The following is a 15,839-nucleotide window of genomic DNA, read 5'->3' as shown; positions in this document are numbered from 1 at the left end:
CATATTTGGGCAAAAGTGCTGGATGAATGTTAATTACTTTGTTGGGAAACTCATTTAAAATAAATTCTGGAAATTTCCATAAAAACCCAGCCAACACTATTAAATCTGGATCATTGGCTTTTAAAATGTTTAAAACATCATCTGTTTGCGAAAAGGCTATTCTGTTAAAAGACAAAGCGCTAACCTGTAGGTTTCTTGCCCGATCTAAAACTTTGGCATGAGGATTGTTGGTTAATACTTGAATAACAGACGCATGTGTTCTGTTTTTAAAATAAGTTATTAGGTTTTCAGCATTTGTTCCACTTCCGGAAGCAAAAATTACAATACGTTTCATCTATTAAAATAAATTAATCTACTATATAAAGCTACGTAGATGGGTGACATAGGGTTCAAATTTAAGGGAATGTTTGTTAATATCGATGATACTTGTTTTATTTACAGATTAAATGATTTGATTCTTTCAACAAAAAAGAATAAATATTAACAATTAGCGGGTAAAATTAAAATACTTCAAGGTTATTTAGTAAATTACATGCACATTTTTATGCTAAAGGTGTGTTTTAAAAATAAAGTTTTTTATTTTTGCCAACTAATTAAAACTTAAAATTAAAAGATTATGTCAGACATTGCATCAAGAGTAAAAGCGATTATCGTAGACAAATTAGGTGTTGATGAAAACGAAGTTGTAACTGAAGCTAGCTTCACAAACGATTTAGGAGCAGATTCATTAGACACTGTAGAATTAATCATGGAATTCGAAAAAGAATTTGATATCCAAATTCCAGACGATCAAGCTGAAAACATTGCAACAGTTGGTCAAGCTATCTCTTATATAGAAGCAGCAAAATAATTCACAAAAACTTATGGAATTAAGGCGAGTTGTAATTACTGGTTTAGGAGCACTAACACCTATTGGCAATACCAAAGACGAATATTGGGAAGCGCTTAAAAGTGGAAAAAGTGGTGCTGCACCTATAACGTATTTTGACACTGAAAAGTTCAAGACCAAATTCGCTTGTGAATTAAAAAACTTTAACGCAACCGATTTTCTTGATAGAAAAGAAGCGCGCAAAATGGATCGATTTACGCAGTATGCCATGGTGGCTTCAGATGAAGCCATTGCAGACTCCAAATTAGATCTGGACGCCATCAATAAATTAAGGGTTGGTGTTATTTGGGGAGCAGGAATTGGTGGTTTGGAAACCTTTCAAGACGAAGTATTGAACTTTGCAGCTGGAGACGGAACACCTAGATTCAACCCGTTCTTTATCCCTAAAATGATTGCAGATATAGCCCCTGGAAACATTTCCATTAAACATGGATTTATGGGTCCAAACTATACAACTGTATCAGCTTGTGCTTCATCGGCAAATGCTATGATTGATGCTTTAAACTATATACGTTTAGGACATTGTGACGTGGTGGTTACTGGTGGAAGTGAAGCAGCTGTAACCATAGCTGGAATGGGTGGTTTTAACGCCATGCACGCCTTATCAACAAGAAACGAAAGCCCAGAAACAGCCTCTAGACCTTTTGATGCTACCAGAGATGGTTTTGTATTGGGAGAAGGTGCTGGAGCGATCATTCTTGAAGACTATGAGCATGCCAAGGCCAGAGGTGCAAAAATATATGCTGAAGTGATAGGAGGTGGATTATCTTCCGATGCTTACCATATGACTGCGCCACACCCAGAAGGTATAGGTGTTATTGCTGTAATGAAAAATTGTTTGGATAATGCTGGCATTAAACCTGAAGACGTTGATCATATCAACACTCATGGCACCTCAACACCTCTTGGAGACGTTGCAGAATTAAAAGCCATCTCAGAAGTGTTTGGTGAACATGCAAAACATATCAATATCAATTCAACAAAATCCATGACGGGACATTTGTTGGGAGCTGCTGGAGCCATCGAGTCGATTGCTGCCATCTTGGCCATAGAACATGGCGTTGTTCCTCCTACAATCAATCATGAAGTAGTTGATGAAAATATTGATCCTGAATTAAATTTAACATTAAACAAAGCACAAAAACGCGACGTTAAAGTAGCCATGAGTAATACCTTTGGTTTTGGAGGACACAATGCCTGCGTATTATTCAAAAAATTAGATTAAACCAACGAATGAAAAACATTCGAAACATACTAAATTCCCGTTCTAAAAATGACGGGAATTTTTTTGTGTTTATCCACAAAATCCTAGGTTTTAAACCAAAATCCTTAAAATTTTATAAAACGGCATTTACACACCGTTCTATGAATATTAAGGACAGCCAGGGCAACACCATAAATTATGAGCGTTTGGAATTTTTAGGAGACGCCATGTTGGGAGCAGTTATTGCTTCGCACCTTTATGTTGAAGTACCTAGTGGAGACGAAGGCTATTTAACAAAAATGCGCTCCAAAATAGTAAGTCGCGAACATTTGAACGAACTGGGAAGAGACCTGAACTTAATAAGTTTAGTTGAAAGTAAAATTCCCAAAGGACAATTTGGCGATAACATTCACGGCAATTTGTTTGAAGCTTTGGTAGGAGCTATATTCCTTGATAAAGGATATAAATATTGCGAAAAATTTATCTACAAAAAAGTCATTATACCTTATGTGGATATTGAAAAACTGGAAGGTAAAGTCATTAGTTACAAAAGTTTGCTTATTGAATGGTGCCAAAAAGAAAAGAAAACGTTCGATTACCACGTGTATGAAGATACAGGTAACGACGATATTAGACACTTTTCGGTTAAGCTCTCTATAGACGATAAAGTGGTCGCCAAAGCCAGGGCAACGTCCAAAAAGAAAGCTGAGGAAAAAGCTTCCAAGCGCGCCTTTTTTGTGTTCCAAAAACAAATATCCCGAGAATTTTAAGTGCTTTTTTTCTTTACTTTAATAGTGTTAAGATTAAATTAACTTAACTTTATTGAAAAGGATATGTCTTATATTTACATAAGAAATTTGTTATGGCAATAAAAAAACTAAGTTTGGACGATTTTTTTGACGATGAGGGTTTTACGCTTATAGGAATCCATACATCCTTGGAAGATTACAGATTGGCCTATTTACTGAACTCTAAATTAAACATCCAACTTAAAAGGAAAAAAAAAGATTTGGATTTTAGCAATCGAGCCTTTTACTCCATTTATGAATGGGAGGACAATAAACAGCTTGTTACTTGGAATTTAGTTTCAAATATGTGCAAAATAGAATCTGCCAATACAAGTATTGATAAGGGTTTATTTGTAGATTCCGAAAAAATAATTGAAACTTATTATTTACTGCCAGAATTAAAAAAAGTTAATTATTTATTGAAAATCAACGACGATCAATTTCCAACAAATAAAAGCTTAAAAATCATTAACAACATACAAGAGATTGCCCAAATAGTTACTGCGTATCAAATTAACCTGGAGCCTCTTAAATCAAAAAACAATTTAATATTCAATTAAAAAAGAATACCATTTCACGGAAAATACATATGTTAAAAAGAAAGAAAACAAAAATTGTAGCCACTTTAGGCCCAGCAACTAGCACCAAAGAAATATTAAAAGGTATGTTAGATGAAGGTGTTAACGTGTTTAGAATAAACTTTTCGCATGCCAATTACAACGACGTTAAAGAACGTATTGAAATGATACGTGATTTAAACGATGCGTTTGGTTACAATGCTGCCATTCTTGCCGATTTGCAAGGCCCTAAATTACGTGTGGGAAATATGAAAGGTGAGGTTTTTATGAACGAAGGGGACGAAATTGTTTTTGCTACCGGAAAACGTTTTGAAGGCACCAAAGAACGTGTGTACATGACCTATGATAAGTTTCCTCAAGATGCTCAACCAGGAGAAAGAATCCTGTTGGATGATGGGAAACTAATATTTGAAGTGGTTTCTTCCGACAGGAAAAGTGAAGTCAAAGCGCGTGTTGTTCAAGGAGGTCCTTTGCGCTCAAAAAAAGGCGTAAACCTGCCAAACACAAATATTTCGCAACCAGCACTTACAGAAAAGGATATTGAAGATGCCCTTTTTGCTATAGAACAAAAAGTAGATTGGATCGCGCTTTCATTTGTGCGCCATGCTGAAGACCTCATGCAATTGGAAGAGTTGATCAGTAAACATAGTGATCATAAAATCCCCATAATTGCTAAAATTGAAAAGCCTGAGGCTGTAGAAAACATTGATAAAATTGTAGCTTATTGTGATGGTTTAATGGTGGCTCGTGGCGATTTGGGTGTGGAAATTCCTGCTGAAGAAGTGCCTTTAATTCAAAAGAAACTGGTTTTAAGGGCCAAACAAGCCAGGATTCCTGTAATTATTGCTACCCAAATGATGGAAACCATGATTTCCAGTTTAACGCCTACACGAGCAGAAGTTAACGATGTTGCCAACTCTGTTATGGATGGTGCAGATGCTGTGATGCTTTCTGGTGAAACCTCTGTTGGCAGTTACCCAGTTCAGGTTATCAAGCAAATGTCCAATATTATCAAAAGCGTTGAAGATTCTTCATTAATTAAAGTCCCTCAAGTACCACCTCATATACGTACAAAAAGGTACATAACAAAGTCTATTTGTTATCACGCAGCAAACATGGCCAACGAAATTGATGCCAAAGCCATCTCAACACTTACAAATAGTGGTTATACAGCTTTTCAAATATCGGCTTGGAGACCAAGTGCGCATATTTTGGTCTTTAGTTCCAACAAACGTATATTAACACAACTTAGCTTGCTTTGGGGCGTAGAGGCTTTTTATTATGATAAATTTGTGAGCACAGACGAAACCATTGAGGATGTCAATGCCATTGCCTGTAAAAAAGGGTATCTGGAAGCAGGTGATATGTTAGTGAGTTTGGCTGCCATGCCAATTCAAGCAAAAGGGATGGTAAACACCTTACGTGTTACAGAAATTACAAGTTGTGATTTTGATAAAAAAAATTAAAACTCAAACTGTAACTGTACACTTACTGCCTTTTTTTCTTCTAATTTCTTTTTTGTTTTTTCAGTATTGAGATTGGATAATGAGATTCCCAAAAGCCTAACAGAGTTTTGCAATTTCTCTTGAAACAGTAAATCTTTGGCAGTTTCTAAAATAATGCTTTTATCACTTATAAAATAAGGTAAAGTCTTGCTTCTGGTTTGTAATGTAAAATCACTGTATTTAATTTTTAAAGTTATGGTTTTTCCAGACACCTTACTTTTAGTCAAACGTCTGGAAACCTCTTGGGCAATATGCTCCAGTTTTTCAAGCATAAAAATTTCACTGGATAGGTTTTCATTAAAAGTACGCTCTGCAGCTAAGGATTTTCTGGTTCTTTTGGGTCTTACTTCAGAAGTATGGATACCCCTTACTATGTAATAATAAAACCTACCAGACTTACCAAAGTTTGTGTCTAAATACTCCAGGGATTTTTGTTTTAAATCCTTGCCTGTAAATATGCCCAATTGATACATTTTTTCAGTAGTTACTTTACCAACTCCATAAAATTTTCTGATATCCAAAGCTTCAAGAAATGCAAGCACTTCTTCTGGGTTGACCGTTTTTTGTCCGTTAGGCTTATTATAATCGCTAGCTACTTTAGCCACAAATTTATTAATGGAAATTCCAGCAGATGCAGTTAAACCAACTTCCTTAAAAATTCGTTCCCTTATTTCCTTGGCAATTAAACTGGCACTTGGATTGCCTTTTTTATTTTGGGTAACGTCTAAATACGCTTCGTCTAGAGATAGGGGTTCAACCAAATCGGTATAATCGTAAAAAATAGCTCTAATTTGTTTCGATATTTCATGATACCTATCAAAACGAGGCTTCACAAAAATTAGTTCCGGACAGTTTCTTCTGGCTTGAGCACCACTTAAGGCGCTTCTAACACCAAACTTCCTGGCTTCGTAGCTGGCAGCACTTACCACTCCTCTTGCGCCTCCTCCACCAACAGCAATGGGTTTCCCTTTTAACTCAGGGTTGTCCATTTGTTCTACAGAAGCGTAAAAAGCATCCATATCCACATGAATAATTTTTCGAATTGGTAAATTGTCTTGCATCATGTAAATTTATAATATCTTTATCAAAAAATGATATCTCTAAATGGGTAAAACAGCAATCATACTTGGTGCAACAGGTTTAACTGGAGGTTTGTTGTTGGAACAGCTTTTAATGGATAACAGATATACCAAAATCAAGCTGTTCTCAAGATCTTCCTGCAATATAAAACACGAAAAGATTGAAGAACATTTGGTTGATTTGTTGGATCTGTCTTCCCAAAAAAGTAAGTTTTTTGCAGACGAGGTTTTTTGCTGTATTGGCACCACAAAAGCCAAAACACCTAATCAAGAACAGTATCTTCAAATAGATTATGGAATCCCTGTTATGGCAGCAAAACTGTGCAAGGAGAACAATATAAACACATTTTTGGTTATATCGGCCTTGGGAGCAGACAAACACAGTAAAGTTTTTTACAATAGAACCAAAGGACGGATGGAAGAAGCTGTATTCATGGAAAAAATCCCAAATACTTATGTGTTGCAACCTTCTTTGATTGCCGGAGAAAGAAATGAAAAAAGATTGGGGGAATATTTAGCGAAATTATTAATGAAACTTGTAAACCCGTTTTTGTTTGGTTCGCTTTCAAAATACAAATCCATTCATCCTATAACCATAGCGAGAGGTATGATTGTTTTGGCTAATGGCTCTCACCCATCAGGACGGATTGTTTCAGATGAAATTAAAAAAATAGCAAACAATAAATAGATTCCCATATGTATGGGAAAGTAACATGATTGAAATAGAACGTAAATTTTTAGTAAAAAACAACAGCTTTAAAAATGAGGCCTTCAAAAAAATCCATATAAAACAAGGGTTTCTAAATTCGGATAAAGAACGAACCGTTCGTGTAAGACTAACAGATAGTCAAGGGTTTTTAACCGTAAAGGGATTATCTGGCAATAACGGTTTATCCAGATTTGAATGGGAAAAAGAAATCAGCAAAACTGATGCTGAAGCCCTTTTTGAATTATGTGAAAAAGGCCTGATTGAAAAAACCAGACACCTAGTTGAAACTGGGAACCATATCTTTGAAATCGATGAATTTTTTGGCGACAATGAAGGATTAATTATAGCAGAAATAGAACTGAACCACGCTACCGAATTATTTAAAAAACCTGCATGGCTTGGAGAAGAAGTGACAGGAAATATAAAGTATTACAACTCGCAATTAAGCAAGCAACCTTATAAAACTTGGTGATATGAAAACACTTAAAAATGCCTTATCCATAACCTTATGCTTCTTGGTTTTTACAGCCTGTAAAAAAGACACCAAGGGAACCGAAGCTGAAGTTTCAGAAAAAGTAACAGACACCATAGTTATTGAAAAAGTCGCTCCCATAGAAGTTGAAAAAACCAGACAGGAACTAAAAGAGGACCTAACCACAAAAGGTTTTCAAACCTTTGACTTTATTGATAGCAAAACTCAAGACACTATTTTAATGCAACAATATTTTATGGCTTTTTTAAAAAGTGGTCCCATTCGTTCTCAAAACGAAGAAGAAGCTGCCATGTTGCAGGAAGCACATTTAGCTCATTTAGCACGTATGTATAAAGAAGGGTATGCCGATTTAATTGGGCCTTTTGGAGATAATGGAAACATTCGTGGCATTACGGTTTACAACGTACCAACCCTTAAAATGGCTGATAGTTTGGCCCATTTGGACCCTATGGTAAAAGCAGGAAGACTTGAAATAGAGATACATCCATGGTGGGTTGCCAAAGGGCAATCCTTACGTTAATTGAAAATGGTACTCACGTTCCACTTTACAAATTCTTACATGATACCAGTTGTACCATTGGTTTTTACCTTTTTGTTGCGCTAACAGATGTTCGGAATGCTGTTTCCAACTTTGTATGGCCTCTAGACTTTCCCAATAACTTATGGTAATACCAATATCGTTTCTGGCAGATTCCATACTTAAAAACCCTTTTTCCTGCTTGGCTAGGGTTTCCATTTTTTGTACCATCTCTTGGTAACCCTTAATATCTTCATTTTGTTTTGAGGTGAAAATAACTGCATAATATGGTTTCTGCTTATTCATTGTAAATACCAATATAAAGTTCCCCTTTGTCGTTCATGCTTGCTCGATACATGCCAGACGTATTGAATTCCATAACCATATTTCCATTTTTATCTACGGCAATAATGCCACCATCACCACCAAGTTCTGGAACCTTGTTCTGAATGACTTCTTTGGCAGCTTGTTCCAAACTCAACCCTTTGTAATCCATAAGTGCAGAAATATCATGAGCTACCATAGCACGAATAAAAAACTCTCCCCAACCTGTACTGGAAACGGCACAGGTGTTATTGTTTGCATAGGTTCCTGCGCCAATTATAGGCGCATCACCAACACGTCCCCAACGCTTATTTGTCATACCCCCTGTAGATGTTCCTGCTGCTAAATTACCTTTCTTATCCAAGGCAACACAACCAACAGTTCCAAATTTTGAATTTTTAATAGCTGCATCATAAAAAGCTGTTTTACGGTTTGCTTTATCTGCGCCTGTATTAGCTTGATCTGTAGCCGGTTTTTTGTTCTCATATTCTTTAACACGTTGTAAGCTCTTAAAACTGCGTTCTGTATAGAAATAACTTGGATCTACAATTTCCAGTCCTTGTTCTTTGGCAAAAACATCAGCACCATGTCCAGCCAACATTACATGTGGCGACGCTTCCATAACTGCCCTTGCTAAATTTATTGGATTTTTAACAGTCTTGGTCCCTGCAGATGCACCAGCATTCAATGTGCTGCCATCCATAATGGAAGCATCCAGTTCATTAGTTTCTGCATTGGTAAAAACGGCGCCTTTACCTGCATTGAACAACGGCGAATCTTCTAGGACATTAATGGTTTTTTCAACGGCATCCAAACTACTTCCTCCGTTTTTTAAAATTTCATAGCCTACTCTAATGGCTTCTTCCAGCTTTGATTTTACACTTGCTTCATAGGCATCAGGCATGTTCTCTTTTAAAATATTTCCAGCACCTCCATGGATTACAATGGCAAACTCATTGATTTGAACAGTTGTTGTATCTTTTGAAACCTCTAAGCTGTCCTTGGACATCTGTCTGCTATTCGACAAAGCCTTTAATTCCTCTTCGTTTTTACAACCAAACAAAACAACGAATATGGATAAAAAATAGAGATACTTTTTCATAACTGTAATTATTTAAATTGAGTGGCTTAAAGTTACATTTTTTTAGAAAAGCCTTCTCAAGCGAAACCGACTTTTTATTCTTATCTTCGCATCTAAATATATTAATCAGTAAAAAAACAAGTAAATATGGAAGCCATTGCTACCGATTTCGGAATTGAAACAGCTCTAAAACAACTTGGAGTTAAAGATATAAATGATGGAACCTCAACAGGTTCAAACAACTTTTCTAATGGAGACATTATAGAGAGTTATTCTCCTGTTGATGGTAAATTGATTGGAAAAGTAAAATCATCCACTAAAGAAGATTATGAAAAAGTAATGACTGCTGCTACCACAGCTTTTAAAACGTGGAGAAGTATGCCAGCCCCTCAACGTGGTGAAATTGTTCGCCAGTTTGGGAATAAATTAAGAGAGCTGAAAGAGCCTCTTGGGAAGTTGGTTTCTTACGAAATGGGAAAATCTTTACAAGAAGGTTATGGAGAAGTTCAGGAAATGATTGATATCTGCGATTTTGCAGTTGGGTTGTCCAGACAGTTAAACGGGCAGACCATTCCTTCTGAACGTCCTGGACACGTTATGAGGGAACAATGGCACCCAATTGGGGTTGTTGGTATTATTTCGGCCTTTAACTTCCCGGTAGCCGTTTGGAGTTGGAACACTGCATTGGCATGGATTTGTGGCGATGTGTGTGTGTGGAAAGCTTCAGAAAAAGCACCTCTTTGTTCCGTAGCCTGTCAAAACATTATAGCTGGCATTTTAAAGGAAAACAACTTGCCAGAAGGTATTTCTTGTATTGTTAATGGAGTCTACAAAGTAGGTGAAATGATTACTACAGACCCACGAGTGGCTTTAGTATCTGCTACAGGTTCCACCAGAATGGGGCGTATAGTTGGAAAAACCGTTGCTGAACGTTTTGGGAAATCTTTATTGGAGTTAGGTGGCAACAATGCCATTATAATTACGCCAACTGCCGATTTAAAGGTGGTGGTACCTGGTGCTGTGTTTGGAGCTGTAGGAACCTGTGGACAACGTTGTACCTCTACAAGACGATTAATTATTCATGAATCGGTTTACGATAAAGTTAGGGATGCCATTGTTGGGGCATACAAACAGATTAAGATTGGTAATCCTTTAGATGAAGCCAATCATGTTGGTCCATTAATAGACAAAGATGCTGTGAATACCTATTTAGCCGCTATTGAAAAAGCAAAATCTGAAGGTGGACGTGTTATAGTTGAAGGTGGTGTGTTAGAAGGAGAAGGTTATGAAAGTGGTTGTTATGTAAAACCAGCCATCATTGAAGCTGAAAACCATTACGAAATAGTACAGCACGAAACATTTGCCCCTATTTTATATATCATGAAATATTCTGGCGATGTTGAGAATGCCATTGAACTTCAAAATGGTGTTAATCAAGGGCTTTCTTCTGCTATTATGACCAATGAATTGAAAGAAGCTGAAAAATTCTTGTCATTTACTGGTTCAGACTGTGGAATTGCCAATGTAAATATTGGAACCTCTGGTGCTGAAATTGGTGGTGCTTTTGGTGGCGAAAAAGAAACTGGTGGAGGACGTGAGTCTGGATCTGATGCTTGGAAAGTATATATGAGACGACAAACAAATACCATTAACTATTCGGATGAATTACCTTTAGCCCAAGGCATTAAATTCGATTTATAGAACCTTATATTAGTGTTAATTTTTTAAGACCGTTTTCAAATTGAAAACGGTCTTTTTGTTTTTGGGGATTTTACTCATGCCTTAAAACAAATTTGACATTAAATCGCCATAGTTGAATTTTTTTTAATATCTTAATAGTCACTAACTTAAAAACCAACTAATGAATAAAAAAACACTTTACCTAATAGGTATTTTGTTAACCATTATTATTGGCAGTATTTTATACAACTTTCTTTGTGGCAACAATTGCTCCATAAATACTTCCAATAATGCTTCAGAATTGGTTACAGAACCTGTTTCAGATGCTACCAAAAATGCTTTTATGGTTAAAGACAATCAAGGTGGCTTGGATTTATTTATAGATGATAATTTAAATTTTAAGATTTCCAGCTTTAATATATTGGAACCTGTTGCCACAGCTGTTAACAGTGGTGTATTAAATGTCAAAGATTACCTTTTAACAGATTCTTTAAAGATTATAAATATTACTGGCTTTTACTCAGCAGCAGAAAACAACATTTCGGCTTTTCCAGATCTGGGCTTAGCTAGAGCCAATGCGGTTAAAAATTATTTTGTTTCTACAGGTATTCCTTCCAAAAAAATAAACACCTATGGTGAGTTGGACAATAACATGAAACCAGATAAAAACAATATTTATTATGGTCCTGTATCTTTTTCGGTTTCCACTTTAAATGATACCGATTTGAATGAAGACAATGCTGTAATTACCATAGGCAATAACTTAAAGGAACAACCATTGGTTTTGTATTTTGATGTGGCTGAAACCTCATTAAACCTAACAGAAAACCAAAGACATAAAATTGCCAATCTATCGCGTTACATTGACAAGGTAGAGGATGCCATGATTCAAATTATTGGCTATACAGATAATACGGGAGATAGACATAGCAATATAAAGCTTGGTCAGCACAGAGCCGATTTTATTAAACGCTATTTAGTGGGTAATGCCATCCCGGAAAGTAGGATTCAAGCCAGTTCCCAAGGGCCGGACAATCCTATAGCAACAAACGATACAGAAGAAGGTAGAGCCAAGAACAGACGTGTAATTGTAACCATTAACTAAACTAAAATAATTATGAACTGGTGTATTTTAATTCCCATAGCCATAGGTGTCATTTGTGCCTTGTTAGGCTATCTTTTGGGGCAATCGATTGCAAGAGACGAAAACAACCAAATTGATGTATCTGTTTACAAAAGCCGAATAGCGCAATTGGAGTCGGATTTGGCAAAAAGTAAAACACATTTGAATGTACAAAGCATTCTTTTTGATGCTGATGCTGCCAAGGCTGTTTTTGGTAAAAAAATAAAGGAAAACGACCTAACCATCATAGAAGGTATAGGACCTAAAATTCAGGAACTTTTTCACAATCATGACATTAAAACCTGGAAAGCCCTTTCCGAATGTTCTGTAGCCAAATGCCAAACAATTTTGGATAGTGGAGGGTCCAGATATAAGATGCATCGTCCAGACACATGGCCAGAACAGGCTAAAATGGCATACCATGGCAAATGGAACGCCTTATTGGATTGGCAACAGGAGTTACATGGCGGTATGTAAAAGCCATGCCATATTTCTAAAATAAAACAAGCCCTTACTGTCTTGGTAAGGGCTATATTTATGTTATTTTTGTACCATGCTTCAGGTAAAAAACATGTCTTTTGGGTATCATAAAAAACCCATTCTAAAAAATATTGATTTTCAAGTCGATAAAGGTGAACACCTTTCTGTAATTGGTGAAAGTGGCTCTGGAAAAAGCACTTTGCTAAAATTGCTCTACGGCGAAATGGATGTTCATGAAGGTTCCATTTTTTGGAAAGACACTCAAATTCTTGGTCCAAAACACAATCTGATTGTAGGTTACGATTTTATGAAATACGTGGCTCAAGAATTCGATTTAATGCCTTTTATTACTGTATCTGAAAACATTGGAAAACATCTCTCCAACTTCTATCCTGAAGAAAAACAAGCACGTATCAAAGAACTGCTTAAAGTTGTAGAACTCACAGAGTTTGCTAACACCAAAGTGAAACTTTTAAGTGGAGGACAAAAACAACGTGTAGCTTTAGCTAGAGCTTTAGCCAAAGAGCCAGAAATATTATTATTAGACGAGCCTTTTAGTCATATTGATAATTTTAAAAAACAAAGCTTAAGACGTAACCTATTCAATTTTTTAAAAGCAAATAACATTGTTTGTGTTGTTGCTTCACATGATAAGGAAGATGTGTTACCTTATTCCGATAAAATGATTGTTTTGTACAACTCGAAAATAGTTGCCAACAACACTCCGGAACATTTGTACAAGCATCCTAAAACACCTCTTATTGCTTCCTTTTTTGGGGAGTTTAATGTGATTGATGGGAAAATTGTTTACACACATCAATTAAAAATTGTTGATCAATCAAATTTAAAAGCTACGGTTAAAAAATCTTACTTTAAAGGAGCTTCTTATTTGATTGAAGCAGATTTAAATGGAAATTCCATATTTATTGAAAATGAAGAACCCATTGAAAATAACAAAGAAATTTACTTGATTACCAAACAGACACAACCTTAAATTCCTGTTCCCTAAAACTCACTAAATCACCAACCTGTTTTCCTATTAACAATTTCCCAATAGGTGTGTTAGGCGAAATAGCATAATATTTTTTACTTTCAATAACTAATTCTCCAGCACTAATAGCAATAAAATAATTTGCCTGTGTAGTAAAAACCAAGCTTCCTAAACAAACCGTTTTAGAGCTTTTATTAACATCTATTTTAGTAAGCAATTCTTGTAATTTTTCTGTCTCAGCCAGTTGATTACCTGCTTTTTCGCGCTCCAATTGCAACATGGCACGTCCTGTTTCATGTTTGTCTCCTGCCGAACTTTTGGTTTCAGAGGTTAGGGATTCTTGAATTTCTACAATGGTATTTTTAATGACCTCTAATCGGTTATTACAGTATTCAACACATTGCAGGTATAATTGTTGTTTAATGGTCATAATAAACCCTTTACAGGCTATAATTTAATTTATTTATACTCCAACTTCCCAAAATAACCCATCTGTCTTACAATCCAGATTTTTCTGCGTTCTATATAATTGGTAGCTGGATTGGCTTTATATTTTAACGGATTGGGCAAAATAGCTGCAATGGAAGCTGACTCATACTGTGATAATTTGGAAGCTGGTTTTTTATACCAATATATGGCAGCAGCTTCGGCACCATAAATACCAGGACCCATTTCTATACTGTTTAAATATACTTCCATTATGCGTTCCTTACTCCAAATGCTCTCTATTAAAAACGTAAAATACACTTCCAAGCCTTTTCTAAACCAACTGCGTTGTGGCCATAAAAACACATTTTTTACTGTTTGCTGACTAATGGTACTGGCTCCTTTAATGCGCTTTCCCTTTTTGTTATCCAGATAGGCTTTTTCAATGGCCTCTACATCAAAACCATTGTGTTTTAAAAAGTTTTGGTCTTCACTACAAATCACGGCCAATTGTAGATTTTTAGAAATTTGATCTAAGGAAACCCAATCGTGTTTCCAGCCCATGGGTTTTTGGTCCTGATAATTTTCTACACTTCTAATCACCATTAAAGGTGTTACAGGCACTGGAACCCATTTATATAAAAACACCATGCCTATTGAAAAAACCAATAGCCATAACAAAAGTTTAAAAATGAATTTGAAAATTCTTTTCACGGCCTTATTCTATTAAATCCACTATGTCCCTACCAATTAAACTACCAATGGCAACTCCCATGCCTCCTAACCTTACGCCACAATATACATGGTTTGAAAGCTGTTTAACAATGGGCTTTTTAGTTGTTCCAACTCCCATAATACCGGACCAGCTATAATCTATCTCGAAGTTGGTTTTAGACAAGATAACGGTTTTTAAAAGTTCTTTCAACTTATTCTGAATGAGTTCTGTTTGAGCAAATTCTGTAGTTTCCTCAGTTTTAAAATCTAGGTTTCTACCTCCTCCAAATAAAATTCTATTGTTGATGTTCCTGAAATAATAATACCCTTTATCCAAGTGAAAAGTGCCCTGAACATGAAGATTTTTAATAGGTTTAGTAATGAGCACTTGTGCTCTTGCTGGTGTTACCTCTTCTTGAAGGAGCTGAGATGCAAAACCGTTAGTAGTGAAAATAACATTTTTGGATTGAAACTCCACTTGATTGGTTTTTATTTGAACCCCTTTTGAAATATCCTCATAACTTTCAACCGTTATATTATTTAAGATTTTTATACCTAGGGATTGTACTTTTTGAAGTAAGGCTTCCATCATTTTACCTGTGTCTATTTGTCCTTCAAACGGATTGAAAATATAGGTTTCTTGAATGTTTTTAAAACCAAATACATTGTTTTTAAGCTGAAACACCTGGTCTTTAAAAAAAGGCTGCAACAAGGTATTTACCGTTTCTCTTTCTGCCAAACAGGTTTCGAACAGTTGGGTGTCTTTTTTGGTAAAAAGTTCATAACCTCCCAATTGTTGGTAATATATGGTTTGGTCGCTTAAATGTTGTCTTAAAAGCAGTAAACCATCCAAGCGTTTTTTTACAAGTTCCAGCACTTCTTGTTCTGAATGTGTTTTTAAATCGTCCAGAATTTCACTTAAACTGCCAAAACAGGCAAAACCGGCATTTTTGGTGCTCGCGCCTTGTGGCAATATGCCTTTTTCCAGAACAAGTATGTTGGCTTTTGGGAATTTTTGCTTTAACTGTAAAGCACAATTAAGTCCTACAATTCCACTTCCAACTATGGTATAGTCGATATGGGTAAACCACGATTTTATTTCCCAGTATGATAATTGCATGTTTGGTGGGTTGCTAAAAAGTAAAAATAGTGTTTTGTGTTAAGGATAGAGCAATTGTTGGAGCTCTTTTTTTTGGAAAAAAAGCGACTTGCGATAGCCTGGCTTTTACTTTGTTAAAGTAAAAGAACACCCTAAACA

At 35.9% G+C, this 15,839-nt stretch carries 19 protein-coding genes; 12 read left to right on the top strand and 7 right to left on the bottom strand.

Annotated features, from left to right (window positions below):
* On the bottom strand, positions 1–334 hold a 334-nt coding region (locus AACY93_RS01010; protein WP_339610844.1), incomplete at its 3' end, for a formyltransferase family protein.
* Positions 335–616: 282 nt separating this feature from the next.
* Between AACY93_RS01010 and AACY93_RS01005 the strand changes: the two genes are divergently transcribed.
* The 5 genes from AACY93_RS01005 to pyk all read left to right on the top strand — a co-directional run bounded on the left by AACY93_RS01005 (position 617) and on the right by pyk (position 4,925).
* Entirely contained in the window at positions 617–850 is a 234-nt protein-coding gene (locus AACY93_RS01005) for an acyl carrier protein (protein ID WP_007647141.1), read from the top strand.
* Positions 851–863: 13 nt separating this feature from the next.
* Positions 864–2,114 carry a beta-ketoacyl-ACP synthase II gene (gene fabF / locus AACY93_RS01000; RefSeq protein ID WP_286853027.1) on the top strand — a complete coding sequence of 417 codons (1,251 nt, stop codon included), beginning with the start codon at positions 864–866 and terminating at the stop codon, positions 2,112–2,114.
* 8 nt (positions 2,115–2,122) lie between these two features.
* Positions 2,123–2,863, top strand: a complete 741-nt coding sequence (gene rnc / locus AACY93_RS00995; RefSeq protein WP_286853028.1) for a ribonuclease III — start codon at positions 2,123–2,125, stop codon at positions 2,861–2,863.
* A gap of 92 nt (positions 2,864–2,955) precedes the next feature.
* Positions 2,956–3,441 carry an IPExxxVDY family protein gene (locus AACY93_RS00990; protein ID WP_286853029.1) on the top strand — a complete coding sequence of 162 codons (486 nt, stop codon included), beginning with the start codon at positions 2,956–2,958 and terminating at the stop codon, positions 3,439–3,441.
* A gap of 29 nt (positions 3,442–3,470) precedes the next feature.
* Complete coding sequence (gene pyk, locus AACY93_RS00985) at positions 3,471–4,925, top strand: pyruvate kinase (protein WP_007647150.1); 1,455 nt, start codon at positions 3,471–3,473, stop codon at positions 4,923–4,925.
* On the opposite strand, the gene dinB is transcribed toward pyk, so the two are convergent.
* Positions 4,922–6,025, bottom strand: a complete 1,104-nt coding sequence (gene dinB, locus AACY93_RS00980) for a DNA polymerase IV (RefSeq protein WP_007647152.1) — start codon at positions 6,023–6,025, stop codon at positions 4,922–4,924. The two genes, pyk and dinB, sit on opposite strands and share 4 nt — an antisense overlap.
* Before the next feature lie 43 nt (positions 6,026–6,068).
* On the opposite strand from dinB, the gene AACY93_RS00975 reads away from it, so the two are divergent.
* From AACY93_RS00975 to AACY93_RS00965, 3 genes are read left to right on the top strand one after another with little or no spacing between them, the layout of a single operon-like run.
* On the top strand, positions 6,069–6,731 hold the full coding sequence (locus AACY93_RS00975; protein ID WP_286853030.1) for an NAD(P)H-binding protein: 663 nt from the start codon (positions 6,069–6,071) through the stop codon (positions 6,729–6,731).
* A 25-nt stretch (positions 6,732–6,756) separates the two neighbouring features.
* Positions 6,757–7,224, top strand: coding sequence for a CYTH domain-containing protein (locus AACY93_RS00970; protein ID WP_286853031.1), 468 nt, complete (start codon positions 6,757–6,759; stop codon positions 7,222–7,224).
* A 1-nt stretch (position 7,225) separates the two neighbouring features.
* Positions 7,226–7,765, top strand: coding sequence for a YciI family protein (locus tag AACY93_RS00965; protein WP_007647157.1), 540 nt, complete (start codon positions 7,226–7,228; stop codon positions 7,763–7,765).
* On the opposite strand, the gene AACY93_RS00960 is transcribed toward AACY93_RS00965, so the two are convergent.
* Both AACY93_RS00960 and AACY93_RS00955 read right to left on the bottom strand, forming a co-directional pair.
* A complete protein-coding gene (locus tag AACY93_RS00960) occupies positions 7,757–8,068 on the bottom strand; it encodes an antibiotic biosynthesis monooxygenase (RefSeq protein ID WP_286853032.1) in 312 nt (103 codons plus the stop codon). The genes AACY93_RS00965 and AACY93_RS00960 overlap by 9 nt on opposite strands.
* On the bottom strand, positions 8,061–9,188 hold the full coding sequence (locus tag AACY93_RS00955; RefSeq protein WP_007647161.1) for an isoaspartyl peptidase/L-asparaginase: 1,128 nt from the start codon (positions 9,186–9,188) through the stop codon (positions 8,061–8,063). The genes AACY93_RS00960 and AACY93_RS00955 overlap by 8 nt, the downstream gene beginning before the upstream one ends.
* 126 nt (positions 9,189–9,314) lie before the next feature.
* On the opposite strand from AACY93_RS00955, the gene AACY93_RS00950 reads away from it, so the two are divergent.
* From AACY93_RS00950 to AACY93_RS00935, 4 genes are all read left to right on the top strand, one after another.
* Positions 9,315–10,868 carry an aldehyde dehydrogenase family protein gene (locus AACY93_RS00950; RefSeq protein ID WP_286853034.1) on the top strand — a complete coding sequence of 518 codons (1,554 nt, stop codon included), beginning with the start codon at positions 9,315–9,317 and terminating at the stop codon, positions 10,866–10,868.
* Positions 10,869–11,028: 160 nt separating this feature from the next.
* A complete protein-coding gene (locus AACY93_RS00945) occupies positions 11,029–11,952 on the top strand; it encodes an OmpA family protein (protein ID WP_286853035.1) in 924 nt (307 codons plus the stop codon).
* Positions 11,953–11,964: 12 nt separating this feature from the next.
* Positions 11,965–12,447, top strand: coding sequence for a hypothetical protein (locus AACY93_RS00940; protein WP_007647164.1), 483 nt, complete (start codon positions 11,965–11,967; stop codon positions 12,445–12,447).
* A 76-nt stretch (positions 12,448–12,523) separates the two neighbouring features.
* Positions 12,524–13,444 (top strand): ABC transporter ATP-binding protein, encoded by a 921-nt coding sequence (locus tag AACY93_RS00935; RefSeq protein WP_286853036.1) that lies wholly within the window; start codon positions 12,524–12,526, stop codon positions 13,442–13,444.
* On the opposite strand, the gene AACY93_RS00930 is transcribed toward AACY93_RS00935, so the two are convergent.
* The 3 genes from AACY93_RS00930 to AACY93_RS00920 are packed head-to-tail and all read right to left on the bottom strand — an operon-like array spanning position 13,422 to position 15,701.
* Positions 13,422–13,871 carry a GreA/GreB family elongation factor gene (locus AACY93_RS00930; protein ID WP_007647167.1) on the bottom strand — a complete coding sequence of 150 codons (450 nt, stop codon included), beginning with the start codon at positions 13,869–13,871 and terminating at the stop codon, positions 13,422–13,424. The genes AACY93_RS00935 and AACY93_RS00930 overlap by 23 nt on opposite strands.
* A 29-nt stretch (positions 13,872–13,900) precedes the next feature.
* Positions 13,901–14,581, bottom strand: a complete 681-nt coding sequence (gene mtgA, locus AACY93_RS00925) for a monofunctional biosynthetic peptidoglycan transglycosylase (RefSeq protein ID WP_286853037.1) — start codon at positions 14,579–14,581, stop codon at positions 13,901–13,903.
* A 4-nt stretch (positions 14,582–14,585) separates the two neighbouring features.
* On the bottom strand, positions 14,586–15,701 hold the full coding sequence (locus AACY93_RS00920; RefSeq protein WP_286853038.1) for an FAD-dependent oxidoreductase: 1,116 nt from the start codon (positions 15,699–15,701) through the stop codon (positions 14,586–14,588).
* Between the last annotated feature and the right edge of the window lie 138 nt (positions 15,702–15,839).

It is taken from the genome of uncultured Xanthomarina sp. (genome assembly GCF_963971605.1).
Taxonomy (GTDB): domain Bacteria; phylum Bacteroidota; class Bacteroidia; order Flavobacteriales; family Flavobacteriaceae; genus Xanthomarina; species Xanthomarina gelatinilytica.
Note: the sequence above shows the minus strand (reverse complement) of the source record. Positions and strands in the feature narration are given on the sequence as shown.